Origin of the sequence: Chitinophaga ginsengisegetis (genome assembly GCF_900168065.1) — a bacterium.
Lineage (GTDB): Bacteria > Bacteroidota > Bacteroidia > Chitinophagales > Chitinophagaceae > Chitinophaga > Chitinophaga ginsengisegetis.
This window is the reverse complement of the sequence record NZ_FUZZ01000005.1, coordinates 103,179-121,866: the sequence shown is the minus strand read 5'-3', so window position 1 is coordinate 121,866 and position 18,688 is coordinate 103,179. Positions and strand designations below refer to the sequence as shown.

Genomic DNA, 18,688 nt, shown 5'->3' with positions numbered 1-18,688 from the left:
GCCTTTATTCTCTCAATATTTTTTAAACCCAATTTTTGATGAAAACACTCACTCAAACAGCTTTACTCTGTCTGTTATTGACCCTAATTTTCTCTTGCAAAAAAGAAACTGCAACACCGGCCGGCCCATTGGATGAATCCTATTACAAGGAAAAACTAACGGAAATGGTCCATTTAAGCCCTTCTAACACTGCCAAATCCCTAACCAGAAGTTCATGTGGCGATAACGAACTTAAGTTTGACACTTACAAACAGGCCTATGAATTCTTCAATAAATTGCTAGCTAGTAAAGACAGCATGAGCTTACAGGTTTACGGGGTAGATTCTCTGCTCCCAACAAGTACTTCAAATTTGTCTGTGTCCACCCTTGCCACCAATGGTACGCAGTACATGTCCTTTACTGGACAAGCAAACAATACCGTTACTGTCTATAACAGTTTTGGGTCTGGAACCATAAATGTGATTTATTTGGCATCTGTCTCAGTTGCCTATCCCTTCACTGAAAGTAACGGAATCCGCACTTATAACGGAAAGCAACCCCTTAGTAGTACTGTTTCTAATTTGGGAGTCGTATATCAGGGTTTAGGTGCCATTGAGTCCCGAAACAGCATTATAAATGCGCAAGCGGGAGGTGGTAACGTATCAGGAACTATGCAAGGAATCTTCCATGTTGGAGATTCTGAACTCTCTTTTTATATATCATGGAGTAGTCAATACTATTGGGATCTTCCGCAGCTGCCAACAGGAACGGCTATCTTTCATTCTACTTTGACGGCTTCTGCTTCCTAAGATACCAACGCCCGTTTTCTTGCATAAAATATCCTACTTAAGGCTAAGGGATATCCTATAATGCAAGCCCCCAGGCGATTTGTTAAAAACATATCTGGATGTCAATATGGAGTCTGGCTGACCTCTTTTCACACGGCCAGCTAGATTCCATATAAAGGAGTTGACCTCTTCACAACGTTTGAGGTTTTTCGTATCCGTTTTCTAGGCATCTATCTTCGCTATCAATGGTGCAACAACGGTACTACTAGACCATAGACACAGCTGACATCTCCACACGTAAAGATTATTTATAATCCTCTCATTGTATTACCCAATTCTTTGAAAAAATAACTTTTCTTCAAACTGTGTCCACCGATCTTGGTGATAAAACAGCTGCTGATATCCCAGATGGCGGTATTAAATATCATTAGCTTGTTCTATAATTAGCCGCCGGCTATCAAGTCAGACGATGCAATATCATGTTGTCATACTTCATACTGAGCTTTAACCGGCCTTTAATATAACAAGAACCGGTTTACCTCTTCTTCTTTCAGGCCGGTGTACTGACAAAACTCAGAAACACTAATGAACTGCCCCTGATTCTTCCCAAAGGTTTCCCGGATGCGTTGCAGCATTAGCCGGGCAGTCCGCTCACTGCGGCCGGTGATATTTTCTATGTCCCGGGCATAAATCACCATGCGTTTAGGTATTAATCCCTGCGAATTCGGCATAATCGGAATGGAAATTTTTTTGGGTTAAAATGCCGGCTTAGGTTTGATGTGGTTAATCACAAATCTACTACATTCTGCGCAGATGTGAGCCTAACGGGCTTGGCTATGTAAACAGCCCTATTGTTAATCCAAAAATGTTTTCAAATGGCAAAACAAATAGGAATTATTCCGCTGAAAGGTACGATAGGCAATATCACCTTTTACAAATCGCAGGCTGGTCATCTGGCACGCGAAAAAGGTGGGATTGATGCCAACCGCATCGCAACAGATCCTGCATTTGTCCGTACTCGTGAAAACGGATCAGAATTTGGCCGGGCTGGTAAAGCCGGTAAACTACTGCGCACAGCATTCCGCACCCTGCTTTTGAACATTGGAGATAGCTATCTGACTGCACGCCTTGCCAGTAAAATGCTGAAGGTAATCCAGGCGGATGCTACCAATGTAAGAGGACAGCGCAATGTTATCGACGGAGAAGCAGAGCTGTTGAAAGGGTTTGAGTTCAATATCAATGGGCATTTGGGAGGCACTTTGTTTGCGCCTTTCACTGCAGGCATAGATCGTGCTACGGGAGTCCTTAAAGTTGATATCCCGGCCTTTACCCCAATCAATATGCTGGCTAGTCCTGCCGGCGCCACGCATTTCAAAATCATGGTTGCGGGTGCTGAGATTGATTTCGAGGCTGAAACTTTTGTGAATGCGAATGCTGCAAGCGCTGAAATAGCCATCGACGCTACCCCAACGGAGGTTATGAACTTGTCCGTCAATGTTACAGCCAACAGCACAAAACCGCTGTTTCTTTCATTGGGCATAGAGTTCTACCAACAGATTAACGGTGCCTTGTATAGCCTTAAAAATGGCGCCTACAATGCCCTGGCTTTGGTGGAGGTTTCCGGGATGCCGGCAGCTCCTCCTCCTGCCCCTTAATGACACATCCGGGATCTGCCCGATCCCGGTATTTCTTAACCGTTTAAAAAACGTTTTATGAAGTTAGCTGAACGTTTTATCGCATCGACACCACCCTTCTTTAGCAAGGTGCGTAATATAGGATTGATCCTTACCGCAATTAGCGGGGCTTTGATCGGTATTCCTGCATTACCGCTGATTGTCGCCAAAATAGCGGGTTACCTGGCTGTAGCCGGTACCGTGATGACTGGAGTAAGTCAGGCTGCAGTAGATGAGGAAGGTGGTTAGTATCACTTGAAATAGTTCTCCGGTTTAAAGGTGTGGTTACCTTACGGATTGTTTGGTGAAAAAGGCTCTCGCTATTCGCGGGAGCCTTTTCTTTATCCTAAAAGGGATTGCAATTTTGATTTCGTAAGAAACGCTTCAATTACAGCCAGGACATGCAATTTATCTTCAGGTAACAATTCATCGAAGTTTCGCAGCTTACCTGCTTCCTCCTCGGAAATTGGCCCTCTCTCCGGAGATATTCCATTAACCAGGTAGTCAATGGACACGTTTAACGCTTTCCCAATTTTGGCTGCCACTTCAATCGATGGAGTGATAAAATCTCTTTCGTATTTACTCACAATATTTCCGCTGGTGCCAATCATGGCCCCCAACTCAGATTGATTAATGTTTTTTTGCTTACGCATTATAGTCACGCGCTGTCCAAATGTCATATTCCTTTTTTTATTGGGTTAATTCTAATGGCTTGAAATAAAACTTTAACTATCTAATCTATGAAGAAGTAATAAAACTACAATGATATGCAATAAAATAATAATACTAATTTTGTACTGATAAGTAAAATATTAAGGAGTGAATGAGCAAAAAATATCACAAAACATACAAAAAAACGCCTATAATGCTTGTTTGTTATTGTAATAATACGTACATTTATGTATCAATAATTACAATCAAAACAACATGAAAAACCAAAACAAAACGCGGCGCTTAACGGTAAGTTCTATTTATCAGCCCAGAACTTGTATTGAAGATAAAAATGTACCTATGATTAATTTGATCGGCTTGTGGGTGGAGAATGCAGGTTTTAAAATTGGAGATAAAATAGCCGTAGATGTAGAGCAAAACCGCCTTCTTATTAACAGGATCGAACCGGAGATAGTACAGGAGGTCGTAACCGGTAAAAAAAAGCGAAGTAAATAAGCACCACGGTATCATTTAGTCGTCCCCTCTCTTTTTGTTAACCCTGACCATCTGGCGCCTGCGGGCGGATGGCATCAATGATCTTTCCGCCCACAGGATTCAGGTCGTTAACCCAGCCATATTTTCATGAAGACTAAATTTCACAAAAGTCAGCTACTGGCAATTGAAGCTACCTTATCCAAATGCTTCCCGCCAGCACCGCTGTCAGAAAACGAATTGCACGATAGCTACACAAGGCTCTGCAACTTTCCAATTTATATTAAAGAATACCTGCGGCGGGAATTGGGCTGGACCGATTCTCAGTTCTCACAATTTGTTATGCCACCGCTTGGAGGTAGAAATGTGAAAGCGACCAAACAGGAAATTGCGGTGGCCCGGGTAATCATTAAAAATCAACTGAAATTATTGCTACAGTATTTGGATGTTTCCCCTGGCTTAATCTGCACAAAGGCTCAGGAATTCCAAAACCAAACAGCTGACCTATAAAGAAACCCTCCTCCCTAACATAACATTCATTGTCCTTTTATGATAAACGTTTATACAGACACCTCTGTAATCGGGGGATGTTTTGACAAAGAATTTAAAGATCATAGCATGGCGCTATGGAGTGAGTTTAAGAATGGAACCAAAAAATTGATCTTATCGGACCTTGTTAGAATGGAGCTGGACGGTGCCCATAAAGAGGTAAAGGCGATACTAAAGGAAGTTCCGGCGATCTTCAAAATAGATATCAAGACTACCGTTAAAGCCTCTGCCCTGGCAAAAATTTACATTGCTGAAGGCGCATTAAGTAATAAATGCTATAATGATGCACTGCATATTGCATTAGCAACCCTTCACAATGCTGATATATTAGCCAGCTGGAATTTTAAACATATTGTAAACTTGGACCGGATAAAGTTGTATAATTCCATTAATTTGCGGATGGGTTACCGGCTTCTTGAAATAAGAACACCCAGAGAAATTTTAAAACCAAATGACCATGAAAAAAAGTAAAGAGTACGATGCAGTGGCTGAGGTGAGAAAGATCCGGGAAAAACTGAGCCTGAAATATTGGGGCAATACGGATTTATTATTGAAAGACCTGAAAGCCATAAGAAAAAAATACAAGATAAAAGCCGCCAAGCTACCTTAACAGCTACAGCATTACTTCTAGTTACCCCTTCGGTAATGCACGAATAATCACCAATTTATTTCCTAAAACTGCCATAGTCGTGGACGTATGGAATGCGAGGCTATGCCTTAATTATAAGATAGCCCCGCCGTTCTAATACGTCAACGACTATGCCAGCGATCGGAAAACTCCGTGCCTGGGAACTGCTACAGAGGTGTTAAAGGAAAGTGGATTTTTTATCGATTTTTCAAACGCGGTTAACGTCCGGAAGAACAGAGGATGGGTAACTCCTGCCCGGCTTATGATCCTACGCTGGTCAAAGTGATACAGCCGAGCCTATATTCTATCGCTGCCCCCATCCTCTGTTCTTCCGGACGCCGCGCGATAGTACAATGTCGATCAGGGAACTGACGCTGGTGTTCGCGCAGCTTGTTCTTCAGTCGCTTAATCAGCGTTCTGTCGTTCAGTGCTATAATCTCCCGCTAAACAGCGTTCCTGTCGCCCCCGCCCCGCCGCCCTTCCACCCCCGGCCGCTGCGGCGGCAGCCAGAGCGCAGGCCCTGGAGCGCAGCGGAAGGGCCCAGCGAGGGCGAGCCGCAGCAGGCCGCGCCTTCGACCTCTGTCTCGCCGGGAGCGCCAGCGGACGGCAAATCAAAAATGAAGGCCGGGGGTGGTGGGCGGGGGCGGACAAAATGGGTAGCGAAGGGATGGCGGGTATAAAAGCGACCAATGTTAGAAACAGCCCTTAGCCAGACCGGGAGCTACCCGAACGGAGGCTGAAGGAGCGCAAAAAGGGTGACAGGGCGGAGCGCAGCCCCTGTAGCGAAGCGGAAGGGGCAAGCGAGTACCTGGCGCCCTTTTTGCCGACTGAGGCCGCAGTGAGACCTTTGAATATGCCTTAATCTTCTCTTCGGTCTGCTAATCTCAAAGCCGCTTCGATACGGGTAATGTCCTCCGTTGATAGTAGCACTACAGATGAAGAGTGCGACGCAAGGATGCTTGATAGAGAGCCTAATGCTGGCGCCATAACAAGCATTCTAGTCCTCAAACGATGAAATACACTAGGTGTCCCTACGAAGTTGTCATCTGCTAATTAGCCCCCAATATTAATGTAAGAAACTTAACGATAATCAGTCTGGAGAAGTTATTTTTGATGAACACAATTGCTGATCTTATTTACTATTCGCTGACACGTTCATCGAAATTTTATGCAAGATGTGCCGGCCTATCTCAAAAAAATGAGCAAGCATCTATCATTAACAATTTGTCATCTAATCAGCCCTTATCATAAGAATGTAAATCTATTTGTTCAGGGACTAACTCTACGCAGATAAATGGCGTTTTAAAGGAATATCTTTGCAGAGGACAAGGGGGCCGAATTAGTTATTTTCATAATTTAAGGATAATTTTGCGATAAAATATACTAGTATTGTCCCGGTTTGAATGAGTAAATTGGAAAAATCAAAGTATTCAACAGTCGAGTTAATACCCAATAGTAAAATTGGAAATATTTCGAAATTATGGCAGCTGCAGATCAAATAAAAGCATTAATTCAATCTTATGGTAATGGAGAAGATACTCGCTTCTTTACTATAGCCATGCAAATTGCCGCCGCTGAAGCCAGGAAAGGAAATACCAATTTTGCAGAAGAGCTTAAAAAAATCATTGACAAAGCCAAGATTGTAAAGCAAAGCGCAGTTGGACTGATTAAGACAATGCCGCTCAATGCCGCTCAAAAGGAGTTGGATGATCTGTTTGAACTGGTCCATTCCAAGGCAAAACTGGCAGACATGGTGCTGGACGATATGGTAAGAGAATCTTTGCAACGCGTATTGGACGAGCAGGCAAACTATGAAGTACTGTATGAGAATAATCTTTTTCCGCGAAGAAAGCTGTTGCTGGTTGGCCCTCCTGGATGCGGAAAAACACTAACGGCCAAAGCACTTGCCGCCGAGCTAGGTCTACCTCTATTCATCATCCGCCTTGATGGTCTGATTAGCAGATATATGGGAGAGTCTATTTCAAAACTTAGGCTTATATTTGATGCCATGAAACAGTACCGGGCTGTCTATTTATTTGATGAATTTGATAGTATTGGTACTACCAGAACAATTAGCGGAGATGTGGGAGAAATTAAAAGAGTGCTTAACTTCTTCCTACTTCAGATTGAGAAAGATGATTCCAAAAGCCTGATCGTAGCTGCAACCAACCTGCCCGAAAGCCTCGACACAGCGCTATTTAGACGCTTCGATGATATCATTCGCTACCCACTTCCCAACAAAAAGGAAATTGTCGAATTTTATAAAATGGCCTTGCATAGATCACCTCTAGCAAAGGGCTTTAGTTATAATAAACTTGCCGATATGTCTATTGGACTAAGTTATTCGGAAATGGGCAAAATTTGCATGGACATTGAGAAAAAAGGGCTGATTTATGGATCAAAAGCATTGACAATTGAAGGTCTAAAGACATACATCGAGCAAAGGAAAAAACCTTTCTAACCTTTATTCGAGTATGCCCCAGTTTTTATCTGATCATCTCATTATAAATGATCGCACCACAACTTATCCTTACACAAGCAACCAAACAGGCAGATCTCCACTTGTGCCAAGAGCAGGTATTGATCGGACTCTTCACGGCGCAGATATCACATTACAATTCAATCAGGCTGTAGCGACTTTCGATGCCGGCCAAGATCGCGAATTTGTTTATCTGGTATTCAAATCACCACCCGAATTCTTACTAGACCTGGAAAAACTCAACGACGCAGCCGGCAACTTCCGACTCAAATCTTTTAAGAAAATACCCGTTCAGGTTCAAGGACCTGGGACCGAGCCACAGTACTATTATGAAGCGACAGTATATCTGAACAGAAGAGCCATTGTAATTTTCTTAAGAAAACTCGACGAGTATATGACTCGTGATACCCATAGTGGGAATCCCAGACACCAGTCCCTTATTGCCAATATTGAAGAGATAAGGTCCGCTACGTTACAGAGTTTTTGGCAGGAGCCTGAAGAACCATTTCCTGCACAGGGAAATGAGGTCTGGTGGGAGGTCTGGTTATCACGCGAGCCAGGTGAACCGTCAACTGGCCCCAGGGCACCTTTTCATGCGGCTTTTCATCCCGGAAGGGTGCAGGTGGGAGCCAGATGGTTGGCCTTCCCGGAACAGTATGTGGTACTCATGAAAGCTACCGTTCAGCACCTAGCTATGGCACTTCTTTATACAGATAGATTGTGTGAACTTCGAAAGCCGAGAGAATTGGCCGAGTTTTTCACTTATATGCGTCATACCGATCAAGCTCCCTGGATCGACGATTTAGTGCAGAGAGTAACTTTTAATCCAGATGGAGTGGCAGTCTGTCTGCTGGATACTGGCGTTTCTATTGCCAATCCCTTGCTGGCCGCCGTCGTCGAACCTCGAAATCTTGATAAGCTAGAACCAGGATGGACATTAGAAGACACCGGTCGACAGGGCGGCCACGGAACTCCTATGGCGGGCCTTGCTATTTACGGTGACCTTACAGAGCTGATGGCCGGTGTGCAGCCAGTAGAGATTACTCACCAATTGGAAAGTATCAAACTGATTTCTCCTCTCCATCCCCATGCCCCTGAAAATTATGGAGCCGTAACCCAGCAGGCCGTGGCCGCGGCAGAGATCATCAACCCGGATCTCAAAAGAATGGTTTGTATGGCAATCACCCGCGAAGACCTGGTACATAAGGGTCGCCCCTCATCCTGGTCCTCTGCCATAGACCAGCTCGTTTTCGGCGATATCGAACAACCAAATGATAAAACACTGTTTTTCATTAGCGCCGGCAATATTGATCAATCTGATCAATTAGGTTATCCTATTATTAACAAAGATAAGTCCATCCATGACCCTGGACAAGCCTTTAACGCCATCACTGTAGGCGCCTATACACTAAAAGACATTTACGATAATAGAAGGTTTCCTGGAGCGGAACTGCTGGCTCCACGTGGAGGGCTATCTCCCTGCAGCTCCACTTCCTTTTGTTGGGACAGTGAATGGTCGCGAAAGCCCGACATCGTCATGGAAGGCGGCAATCATATCGTTTTTCAGGATAACTTAGCCAGTCCTGATTCCCTGCAAGTATTGTCGACTGCCAAAGGAGGGCCCGGATCATCATGGCTGGATCTTTTTGGAGATACCAGTGGTGCAACCGCGCTGGCTGCAAGATTCGGCGCTCTGCTATATCGCCACTATCCAGCCCGCTGGCCTGAAACCATCAGAGGACTTATCATCCATTCTGCTGATTGGACACCTGCCATGCTTGGAAACCGGCATATTTCCGAGCTAGACACAAATGAAAAGAAGTATTTAATCCAAAGGGTCGGATATGGCGTTCCAAACCTTACCAGAGCACAATACAGCGCCAATAATTCTCTTTCTCTTATTGCGGAGCGGAGCATAAAACCCTACAAACTTGTTCGTACCACTACGGCTACTGACGAATTTCACTTATTTGATCTTCCCTGGCCTACAGAACAATTAAGAGCTATGCATGATATGGCCGTACGATTAAAGGTGACACTTTCTTACTTTATTGAACCTAATCCCAACACGGCTCGTAACTATCAGCTTGCGGCCAGCTATCAGTCTCATGGTCTTAGATTTAAGATGATAGACCGCAACGAAGGAGAACAAGCTTTCAGGGCGCGGGTAAGCCGCACCATGCGGGAAGAGGACTATATGGCAGAAGGAGCTGAAAACTGGCTGCTAGGAGATAGAATACGGAATAAGGGCTCCGTTCATAAAGATATCTGGGAAGGAACGGCCGCTGATCTTGCCGGGAAAAACAAAATCGCGGTTTACCCCGTAGGTGGTTGGTGGAGAAGTCGCAAACAGCTCCAAAGATACGAGCATCAGGTACGTTACAGCCTAATCGTGACTATTGAGACACCCAATAACGATATAGGCGTAGATATCTACACCCCCATAGCAAACATGCTAGATATTGATATCTAAGCCCTTAAAACGTAATTCTATTATGTTAAAAAATTCCTGGAAGAACTTTTATCACTGGCAGGCAACAATTTTTCATATTTAATTCTGCTAAAAATTAGTTCCGAGCGAAAGGCAATACCCCAATCTGTTTTAAAAGAAAAATTTTGAATTAGCTTGGCTTCTAGCCACATTTTCGATGGGTCACCTTTTGAGTTAACAGTCTTCCTGGCCTATCCTTAATTTCATATTATAGCGATAATTTTAATCCTTTATCTTTTAACTAAACCCAATAGACGATGAGTAGATGCCTGCTCTGCGGAAATGAATCAAAACTTGTAGAATCTCATATTATACCCGATTTCCTTTACAAGGATGTTAAAGACAGAAACGGAAAAATTGCCTCGGTAAATTTAAAAGAGGATTCCTCAAGGTTTTTAAACAAGGGCCTGTTTGACAGAAATATCCTGTGCGCCAAATGCGACAATGAAAAACTCGGTAGTTTAGAATACGATGCTTCCTCTGCGTTGAAAAATCAAATTTATCCGGTGATAACAAATATTGACAGACAATTTTGGGTGAAAGAAATTCATGAGCTATTAATTAATAACATAGACTACAAAAGAATGAAATTATTCCTTTTGTCAGTGCTGTGGCGATGCCATATAACAAATCTTGAGTTCTTCCAGCAAGTTGACGTAGAAGAGTTGGAGCCAGTCATCAGACAAATGCTCCTTGACGAAGATCCTGGTAACGAGGACACTTTTCAAATTTCAATGATCAGTATTTTGGATGTCATAGGACAACCACTTCCCCTCATAGTTACACCAGAGGTAATCAGAACGAAAAATCTGCGTATCTGTAGATTTATTATGGGAGGAATTGCCTATTTTATCAACCTGGGGGGCAGTGAGTTGCTAAAATATAAGCGTTTCACACTAAAAAAAACAAATAACTTAGTCCTTCCTGTCTTCAGTGGAATGAGTTCAAACCTTGAATTAATATCATTAGGCATTCCAAAAGACCAAGCAGATTTCTATACATTTAGAATTCTCCAATTTAATGGAAATCTAATAGAAATGGCGAAGAAGGGGCATTTTAATGTGCTTATAAATTTCTGCTGCTGTACGGGACGACAATCACGATTCTCCAAGGAAATCACAATTGAATTTGGTGAGATTAAAAATCCTGTTGCCTCCTCTCCTACATCCAGCCCAAAGGAAAAACTCGGTAAGATTGAACATAAAACTATTTCAGTAAACTATGGCCACTTGAAACAGATTGTCCTGGTAAATGCTTATGTCAAACTACATAGTGGAAATAACCTACCGTTTAATCTAAACGCATTTAAAATTTGTTTAAAAGCAGTGAATACACAATTTAAGGGTGCAGATATTGGGATGATTAACATTTGGTCTGGATTTATAGGATGGGATTTCGATCACACAAAAATCACCACCATTATTGACCAGGAACTAAAGAACTGTCGCGTAAAATTATTTTCTCCTCCCCTTTAGAAATTTCAGGACAATTTACATACCTGTACATGAAATAGTGCTGATAGAAAGGGCAATCATACCGATTGCGGGCATCAAATCACGATTTCAATCATTATATTCATTTTACACACACTGACTTTTAAACTATTCAGTAATACTAAAAATATGTGCTGATGAATAATTCAGTAGCAGACTACCATTATAAACGACATAAGGAAATGATGGTAACAGAGCTAAAGCAATTAGAGGAATATAGCGTGGTCAACCAATTTCTAATTACTAATGGTTGGTTTTTCGTGTGCCCATTATTCTTTATTGGTGCTGATCTTACTTATTTGGCTGACCTAGCCAGAGCTGGTGGTGATCAGAAGCAGAACATTAACAAATTGATGACAAGAAAATTTTACCAGCTTGAATCGATAGCGTCATTTGTGGATGGCTACTGTCAGCGCTGCTCTTACATTGAACCTTTCCTACTATCCATAGAGCATAGCATTATACTAGCCTTCCAAAGAGACTACGAAGGCGCTATAAAGACCATTATACCAATTTTTGAAGGCATACTTCGCAAATACCTGATTAACGAGCATGGTCGAGAAAACAAGGACATCGGATTTGCTGATCTTAGGAAATGCTTTGATAAGCTCAGAAGGGAGTTAATAGATGCAGCCGAAAAAAGTTTCCGCACTGAGAGGAACCAGAATAATGAGCCGATTAATTTCTCAATCAACCAAATTAAGCAGCTCGTAAAATACGAAACCAAGTACCTTGATAAATGGTTTTCTTTTATAACCGGTTTTGTGGATGATTCACTGTACCTCAATACCCAAACTAAAGACGTTACTGATGAATTGAATAGGCATGCAATATTGCATGAGTTTGGACTTGGAACTGAATACAACTTAGAGAACTATTTGAAAGTCTATTTAAGCGTCCAGTTTTTAACCTGGATTTTTTTAAAAAAGGCAGGGGAAAGCCTGTTAAACAATATTGATAGCTTTCGTTTCCTTGAAAAAGTCACAGCGTACCAAGAAATCATCAAAAGCTCAGAAAGGCTTTTTTATGCCAAGCATATTCTCTACACTCCTTACAAAGGGTACAACCGGGACCTCCTTCATAATAACTTTCCGGTAAAGGAGCCAGAACTTTTACCTCCTCTAACGAATATGAAGTACAGGATACTGAAAAGAGCTGATAAGCTCTTGTGGAAAAAGAAGTTAAAGTAAATTGGTCACCTGGGTTGTTATGCGGCATAAGTCATACACAATAAATAGCCTACAGCCATCTACCCTTCGCTTAAATACCTTTAGGCTATATTGTGGTATCAGATTATCAACTGGAATTTCCACGTAAAAAAATCAATGTATTATTTGTTAACATTTCCTCATAGTTTGACTTGAATGTTTCGTCTGCATATTTATACTCCTTGTGAATAACACTTTCTACCCAATGTTTACATCCATGTAAACTACGGAGATGCTTATAAGGTATTTCATGACCGTGCTGATAATTCTCCCTTATCCATGTGCGTAAATGAAGTATACGCCGATAGGTAATCTGGTGAGGTTTCCAACACTTTGCCAACATAATTGCATCTTCAATATACCAGTCATAATCAAATGCTTTAAATTCATGACCGCAAATTTTAAGTAGCCGTGTCCCAGATGTATCGCTATTAACCAAAGTAATGAAGGAGGGATACATAATATTTTTTTTAAGAGAAAGTTTAACGTCTTTTATCTGTGGTGCTGGGATCAAACGCGATCAGGTTGAACATGACCCTCATTCTGCTACGTAGCCGGTTGCCGTATAAGCCCTCCAGCTCCAGGCTATTAAGATTTGTTGTAACATGCGTAAGCATTTTATTAGAAATCAGTAGGTCATACCGTGACAAAAGGATTTCTCCCATCACATTGCAATTATTCCCCCAAAAACTCATATTCTGCTCTACACCCAGGTCATCAAAGCAATGCACCCTCGGAATACTGGAGTAAGGAAAAAAAGCATTCCTGCTATACCTAGCAATGGCATCATAACCAATCTTACCAAATTCAAAGCTAACATCCCTACAGGAAACGATCTGCGGCCGATACGATTCCGGCGCCAATGCTCTCATCAGGGTCATGAGCGAGGTTTTTCCGCACCCGATACGTCCCATGAGCAATATGCCTTTGTGCAGGTCTATGCCTTCCGCGGCAGCTATTGGTTCGTCCTGCAGGAAGTAAGCCAACAGTTTCACCACTACCGACCGGTCTATATCATCAATCCTGAATCGCGGGCCATACACATTCTTTCCATGTTCCTCCAGCTGCTGCATTAACTGGTAGTAGTCATAAGGGCTCTGAATAGCTTTTGTTTTCATTGACATGGAGCCTTCCTGGCCCGGCTGGTTGTTTGGTGTTTTTTTCATGGGTTACAATTTTTAGAGGGTGAATATTGAGTATCCATTTGTGGGCAGCAGCCTGCCAGTCGGTGATCAGCGTTTTTCCGGCTTGTTGCCAGCCATTGGCCTGGTAGTGGTGGAAAAATTTGCCTGCTTCCAACGACGGGTAGACGTTGGCGTTAAAAAATTCCTGCACCTGGGGCAAGGTGGGGAGAACACGCTCGGCAGCATCGGCATTTTCCGCGCCGGGTGTATACTGATCGAGTTGGGGATTTTTAATTTCATCTTTATAATTTTTTTTTGAGAGCGAGAGCCTGTTTTCTCTCTCTCGTTTATAATTGTTTATTTGTTTATTATAAAAGCGTCGCAAAATTGCGACTGGTATAGTATCACTTTTGCGACACGGCATAGTCGCATTTCTGCGATACGATCCAGTCGCAATTTTGCGACACGGTATAATCGCATTTATGATACAAGTACCGGTATCACTTTTGCGACCAGAACGAATATTATTCATACCTGATTCACCTCCTTTTAATTCATCAAATAATTGAAGCTGGGTAGTATCGTCATCGCAAGAACCCGGAAACGAACGGATGGTAACAATTCCGGGGAGTGTAAGCCGGCCCTGTTGGTACATGATATACCCGTAGCTGTGGAGTTCTTTTATACAGCGGGTATAGGTATTCATAGAGCCAATACAGCACAATGCAATGACTTCTTCGCGCAGGATGGGAAAGGATTTTTTAAAGTGGTGCTGATTCCAGATTTGGAACAAAGCCATATACAGGCTGACATGATTGGCATGTAACCGATCATCTCTCCGCACCTGTGCGAAGAAGGCATTCATATGCCTGATGTAGTTGGTAGGAGCTGCTGTCTTCATCAGGAATGCTTTACAGATTTCTTTTTACCATCCAGCAGCTTTAATATTTCGTCCTGATCATAGAAGATCAAGCCGCCAATTTTGGTGTAAGCAAGCGTGCCGTTAATACGCATGTTCTGGAGGGTACCGGGAGAAATACTTAGGAGTTCGCGTACTTCGTGAGATTTAAGCCATTTACGGGATTTAACGGCTGGGGCGTTGAATAATTTGCCTAGTTCCTGGAACAATTCGGCTTTGAAGATTACAAAATCTTCACGGGTTAAAATTTCTAGTGCCATACGTTTTGGGTTTGTTTGGTATGGCAGCAAAAGAAAAGTTATTCCCTACGCAGGAACAGTCACGGGGGTAACAGTACCCCCTGTAACTATTTGATTATTAACGAGAAGAATTTCATAGAATTATTTTGACGACAACGCTCTCCGGGAAATTATCATTATAGGAAATACTCCAACAGGAAAGTTTATTTATGAGAAGATTTAATAAGATCTGTTAAAATATTCCGGACAGCTTTGGATACAGCTGCATCATCTTTATAAAAGTTTGAACGCAGACTTCCTGCGGAAATGGTGTCCTGTTTAACAGAAGTAAAGAAATGAGAGAAGAAGTCCAGTACTTCTGTTTTGTTCTTATTGAGATATAAACCGTTATCCACCAATAGCCTGATTATATTACCAAGTTGTGGAACAGAAAAACCGGTAAGTACTTTAAAATCCTTCCAACGGCCTAATTCATCCGGGGTATGACTACCATGAGCTAAAGCGGCTTTCTCTTTCTGATACATAATTTCGTCAGCCAACCAGGACAATAACTGACTTTGAAGTGGAGCATACAGCCTTTTAAAAATGAAACCGGGTTTAGCTATTGCCTGGCTAACCTTTTTCTGAAGGAAAATAAGCCGGTCAAGCTTTTCCCGAATGGTAGATAGATTGTCAATTTCTGCGTTTATTGTCTCCGTCCAGTAGTGGAAGTATTCCACACTATTGAAGTTAAGATACAACAATACATCTTTTACTTTCTCTGTCAGATCAACTCCATCGTCCACGTCCTCAAGTAACTCTGACAGCTTATCCCCCATTTCCTTTAGAAAATACAGCTGTTGGTAACTTATCAAAAGGCCAGTCTGGTCAGCCTTAACGAAGTCTGTAAAAGGCTGGAATACTATTGATATCAAACGCTTTTCTATGACCGTTTCTTCGAAATTTTCCTTTAGCTTCTCAACATCATTGAAGAACTTATTCTTTGCTCTTAGAAGATAGGATGATGGAACCTTACAGTCAATGTCCAGGTAACGCGCAAACTGACACTCCAGGAATGATAGAAGTTCGCTGAGGCTCAAATAAATAATCTTATAAAGATTAAACCAGGTAATGTCAGTTAGTGATATCTCACTGTCTATAACATCGGCTTCTGGCAAGTAGGTAGCCATTTGGTCCAAAAGTAGCACCAGCTGTTGTTGATGCATGCTGATGTACCACCCAACCTGTTTCTTTTTACCAAGATCGTAAAGGTACCGGCCAAAGCTTTGCAGCATACTCTCCTTTTGATTAATAACGTCGGTGGTGGTGAAAGCAAAGAACTTACTGTCGGGTTCTTTTTGCGTAGCGGGGACATTTTTAAGGTCAACACGAATTAATTTTTCAAAATAGGATAATTGGTAATGCTGGTGTTGCATATTAATGGATGGTTTTGAGTAAGCACGCCTTAGGGTTGTCCAAATGATTGGTCGTACCCTTTCACATGACTGGGTTAATATTCCGGGATTCAAACGATGCCTGCAAGAAATACTTTTGGGTGTATTGTTGTTGTTATGCATTTGTTATGCAAACCATTTTGTGACATTTATCAATTTTAATTCTTGATATATGTCAATACTGATTCTTGATAAATATCAATAAATATCAGGGCAGAAACTAAATAATATTTCTGCCCTGACAACTCAGTTAAGCTACAGCTGCGGACATGAGGGAGTCTGGCAGTGAAAGATTAAAGATATTTTTCAGGGTCTTCATGTCAATACTCACTTTACTGGCAACAATCTTCGCGTAGATCTGTGTGGTGCGTATTGATTTATGTCCCAACATAGCGCTCACAGTTTCCAACGGCACACCGTTAGCCAGTGTAACGGTTGTTGCAAAGGTATGCCGGGCTGTATGAGTTGTAAGATTTTTGTTGATACCACAAATGTCCGCCACTTCTTTAAGATAACCGTTGAAACGCTGATTGCTTTTAATAGGCAAAAGAACATTGTTGGCTACACAGAAGGGATGATTTTTGTATTTGGCAATAATTTCCTTTGCGATGGGTAACAAGGGAACGTTTTCACGGCACCAGGTCTTTTCACGATTCTTTATAATCCAGTCTTCACCATCAAAGAACTTAGCGATATTGTCGGGGCTCAACATTAGTGCATCTTTATAAGCGTAGCCGGTAAGTGCCATAAAAAGATAGGAATCTTTGGTTTCCTGCAGGCGGGAAATCCATAGGTCTTTATAATATAGCATACTCAGTTCTTCCATATTCAGGATATCACGTTCGGGGTTTACATAGGTGCATACATAATCCTCCAGAGGATTCACACTTAGCCATTTTCTTTGGACCGCCAGTTTTAAGACCTGTTTGGTATTTTTCAGGTATTTCATGGCGGTGTTATCCTGGATACCTTCTGTAAGGGTCATATGATCGAAAAAGTCCTCTGCAAACGCATACTCAATTCGTTCCAGCGGAATATCTGGCATTTTGAATACCGCCTTCAGGAAAGCAACCTGCTTTTCCTTCGTGGTGTACCATTTCTTTAGCGTGCCATCTGATCGTTTTTCCTTCTCTACTTTCTCTTTGAATTTTGCGTTGTGGTAGTCGATGACCTGTATTAAGGTCTTTTTCTCAATGCCTACACCCTGATAGGCATTCTTCAGCATGGTAGGGGTAATAGTGGGGCCATGCGTCTTCAGAAGGTTATAATGCCGGATCAGCTCTCCCCTTGCATGAAGAATATGTTTATTGATCTCGATGGCCTCCATCGATTTGCCGGCAACTTCGGCCGCTTTATTATTGAACCGCGCCGGTTCCACCTGGTATCCCAGCGAGAAACCATCCCTCTGTCCATCGATGATAATGCGCAACATAATAGTTGCTTTGCCGGCGGGGTTCTTGTTGTCCTTCCTTAACCAGAATGAAATTGATAATTCTTGACTGACTTTCATTTTGTTTGTGGTTTTAGGCTAACACTTGTGGTGTTGTTTGGTGTTAATTGTTTTGGTTTGAAGTCCTAAAACCCTGATCAGTGAAGCATTGCAGAGAGAAAGGTTACACTAAATTTAAGTATTGCTGGTGTAACCTTTTATGTTACCATTCACCTTCGTTTTGAATGATAAACCTTTGTAGTCCCAAAACAGAAAAGCCGCGTAAATCGTGCGATTTATGCGGCTTTGATACTGTTTGTATTCTTTGTTGTGATCCCCTTGGGACTCGAACCCAAGACCCATACATTAAAAGTGTATTGCTCTACCAACTGAGCTAGGGAATCGTTATTCATCTAATGGGAGCGCAAAAGTATGAATTAATTTAAAACTTCCAAATTTTTCTGAAAAAAAATACTAACTGCCATGCATACACGCTGATCAAACGCATATCTTTATACCTATGGCAACTCCTAAAGAACTACCCGAACTTTTCTTCGAAACCCAGCAACAATGGGAGAAATGGCTGGCTAAGCACCATACGCAGGAAGATGGCGTTTGGCTCCGCATGTATAAAAAAGATTCCAAAATCCCCTCCATTAATTACGCCCAGGCACTCGAAGAAGCACTTTGCTACGGATGGATCGATGGCATGGCGAAGTCTGTTGATGAAACCTCTTATATTCAGAAGTTCACACCACGACGCCCAAAGAGCATCTGGTCGGAAAGAAATACCAAACATATCGCACGCCTTACTGCAGAAGGAAAAATGAAGCCTGCAGGTATCCGCCAGGTGGAACTGGCTAAGGCCGATGGCCGCTGGGAAAAAGCATATGCTACCCAAAGTGAAGCAACCATACCGGACGACTTTATGGCTGCACTAAAGAAGAACAAAAAAGCAGCTGCTTTTTTTGAAACCCTGAACAAGCAAAATAAATTCGCTATCTACTTCCGGTTACAAAATGCGAAAAAGCCTGAAACAAGGGCTAAGCGTATTGTCGATTTCATTGCAAAGCTGGAACGGCAGGAAAAGTTTCACTGACCGGCCATTCCAGC

Annotated in this window: 19 protein-coding genes and 1 tRNA gene; 12 read left to right on the top strand and 8 right to left on the bottom strand. The window is 42.3% G+C overall.

Features of this window, described 5'->3' with window-relative positions:
- Positions 1-38 precede the first annotated feature (38 nt).
- Entirely contained in the window at positions 39-788 is a 750-nt protein-coding gene (locus tag B5Z18_RS26600; protein WP_079472594.1) for a hypothetical protein, read from the top strand.
- A 494-nt stretch (positions 789-1,282) separates the two neighbouring features.
- Here B5Z18_RS26600 and B5Z18_RS26595 read toward each other — a convergent pair whose 3' ends face one another.
- Positions 1,283-1,498 (bottom strand): hypothetical protein, encoded by a 216-nt coding sequence (locus B5Z18_RS26595; protein ID WP_079472593.1) that lies wholly within the window; start codon positions 1,496-1,498, stop codon positions 1,283-1,285.
- A 144-nt stretch (positions 1,499-1,642) separates the two neighbouring features.
- Between B5Z18_RS26595 and B5Z18_RS26590 the strand changes: the two genes are divergently transcribed.
- Positions 1,643-2,422, top strand: coding sequence for a hypothetical protein (locus B5Z18_RS26590; RefSeq protein WP_079472592.1), 780 nt, complete (start codon positions 1,643-1,645; stop codon positions 2,420-2,422).
- Between the two features lie 57 nt (positions 2,423-2,479).
- Positions 2,480-2,689, top strand: a complete 210-nt coding sequence (locus tag B5Z18_RS26585; protein WP_079472591.1) for a hypothetical protein — start codon at positions 2,480-2,482, stop codon at positions 2,687-2,689.
- A 92-nt stretch (positions 2,690-2,781) separates the two neighbouring features.
- Here B5Z18_RS26585 and B5Z18_RS26580 read toward each other — a convergent pair whose 3' ends face one another.
- On the bottom strand, positions 2,782-3,120 hold the full coding sequence (locus B5Z18_RS26580; RefSeq protein WP_079472590.1) for a helix-turn-helix domain-containing protein: 339 nt from the start codon (positions 3,118-3,120) through the stop codon (positions 2,782-2,784).
- Positions 3,121-3,367: 247 nt separating this feature from the next.
- Between B5Z18_RS26580 and B5Z18_RS26575 the strand changes: the two genes are divergently transcribed.
- The 8 genes from B5Z18_RS26575 (at position 3,368) to B5Z18_RS26545 (ending at position 12,413) form a co-directional block, all read left to right on the top strand.
- Positions 3,368-3,607 carry a SymE family type I addiction module toxin gene (locus tag B5Z18_RS26575; RefSeq protein WP_079472589.1) on the top strand — a complete coding sequence of 80 codons (240 nt, stop codon included), beginning with the start codon at positions 3,368-3,370 and terminating at the stop codon, positions 3,605-3,607.
- 126 nt (positions 3,608-3,733) lie between these two features.
- On the top strand, positions 3,734-4,093 hold the full coding sequence (locus B5Z18_RS26570; protein WP_079472588.1) for a hypothetical protein: 360 nt from the start codon (positions 3,734-3,736) through the stop codon (positions 4,091-4,093).
- 39 nt (positions 4,094-4,132) lie between these two features.
- The gene (locus tag B5Z18_RS26565) at positions 4,133-4,603 is read left to right on the top strand and encodes a PIN domain-containing protein (RefSeq protein ID WP_079472587.1); all 471 of its coding nucleotides are present in this window, start codon (positions 4,133-4,135) and stop codon (positions 4,601-4,603) included.
- On the top strand, positions 4,590-4,742 hold the full coding sequence (locus B5Z18_RS32610) for a hypothetical protein (protein ID WP_159454441.1): 153 nt from the start codon (positions 4,590-4,592) through the stop codon (positions 4,740-4,742). The genes B5Z18_RS26565 and B5Z18_RS32610 overlap by 14 nt, the downstream gene beginning before the upstream one ends.
- A gap of 1,498 nt (positions 4,743-6,240) precedes the next feature.
- Complete coding sequence (locus B5Z18_RS26560; protein ID WP_079472586.1) at positions 6,241-7,221, top strand: AAA family ATPase; 981 nt, start codon at positions 6,241-6,243, stop codon at positions 7,219-7,221.
- 13 nt (positions 7,222-7,234) lie between these two features.
- Positions 7,235-9,712 carry a S8 family peptidase gene (locus B5Z18_RS26555; RefSeq protein WP_079472585.1) on the top strand — a complete coding sequence of 826 codons (2,478 nt, stop codon included), beginning with the start codon at positions 7,235-7,237 and terminating at the stop codon, positions 9,710-9,712.
- Positions 9,713-9,987: 275 nt separating this feature from the next.
- Complete coding sequence (locus B5Z18_RS26550; RefSeq protein ID WP_079472584.1) at positions 9,988-11,205, top strand: hypothetical protein; 1,218 nt, start codon at positions 9,988-9,990, stop codon at positions 11,203-11,205.
- Between the two features lie 155 nt (positions 11,206-11,360).
- Positions 11,361-12,413, top strand: a complete 1,053-nt coding sequence (locus B5Z18_RS26545; RefSeq protein WP_079472583.1) for a hypothetical protein — start codon at positions 11,361-11,363, stop codon at positions 12,411-12,413.
- 500 nt (positions 12,414-12,913) lie between these two features.
- Here B5Z18_RS26545 and B5Z18_RS26535 read toward each other — a convergent pair whose 3' ends face one another.
- The 6 genes from B5Z18_RS26535 to B5Z18_RS26510 all read right to left on the bottom strand — a co-directional run bounded on the left by B5Z18_RS26535 (position 12,914) and on the right by B5Z18_RS26510 (position 17,979).
- Positions 12,914-13,597, bottom strand: coding sequence for a hypothetical protein (locus tag B5Z18_RS26535; RefSeq protein ID WP_200817367.1), 684 nt, complete (start codon positions 13,595-13,597; stop codon positions 12,914-12,916).
- Positions 13,518-14,456, bottom strand: a complete 939-nt coding sequence (locus tag B5Z18_RS26530) for a hypothetical protein (protein WP_079472580.1) — start codon at positions 14,454-14,456, stop codon at positions 13,518-13,520. The genes B5Z18_RS26535 and B5Z18_RS26530 overlap by 80 nt, the downstream gene beginning before the upstream one ends.
- Positions 14,456-14,734, bottom strand: coding sequence for a helix-turn-helix domain-containing protein (locus B5Z18_RS26525; protein WP_079472579.1), 279 nt, complete (start codon positions 14,732-14,734; stop codon positions 14,456-14,458). The genes B5Z18_RS26530 and B5Z18_RS26525 overlap by 1 nt, the downstream gene beginning before the upstream one ends.
- A gap of 182 nt (positions 14,735-14,916) precedes the next feature.
- The gene (locus tag B5Z18_RS26520; RefSeq protein ID WP_079472578.1) at positions 14,917-16,128 is read right to left on the bottom strand and encodes a hypothetical protein; all 1,212 of its coding nucleotides are present in this window, start codon (positions 16,126-16,128) and stop codon (positions 14,917-14,919) included.
- A 268-nt stretch (positions 16,129-16,396) separates the two neighbouring features.
- A complete protein-coding gene (locus tag B5Z18_RS26515) occupies positions 16,397-17,656 on the bottom strand; it encodes a site-specific integrase (protein WP_079472577.1) in 1,260 nt (419 codons plus the stop codon).
- A 250-nt stretch (positions 17,657-17,906) separates the two neighbouring features.
- A tRNA-Lys gene (locus B5Z18_RS26510) sits at positions 17,907-17,979 on the bottom strand.
- Positions 17,980-18,095: 116 nt separating this feature from the next.
- On the opposite strand from B5Z18_RS26510, the gene B5Z18_RS26505 reads away from it, so the two are divergent.
- The gene (locus B5Z18_RS26505) at positions 18,096-18,674 is read left to right on the top strand and encodes a YdeI/OmpD-associated family protein (RefSeq protein WP_079472576.1); all 579 of its coding nucleotides are present in this window, start codon (positions 18,096-18,098) and stop codon (positions 18,672-18,674) included.
- The last annotated feature ends 14 nt before the right edge of the window (positions 18,675-18,688 follow it).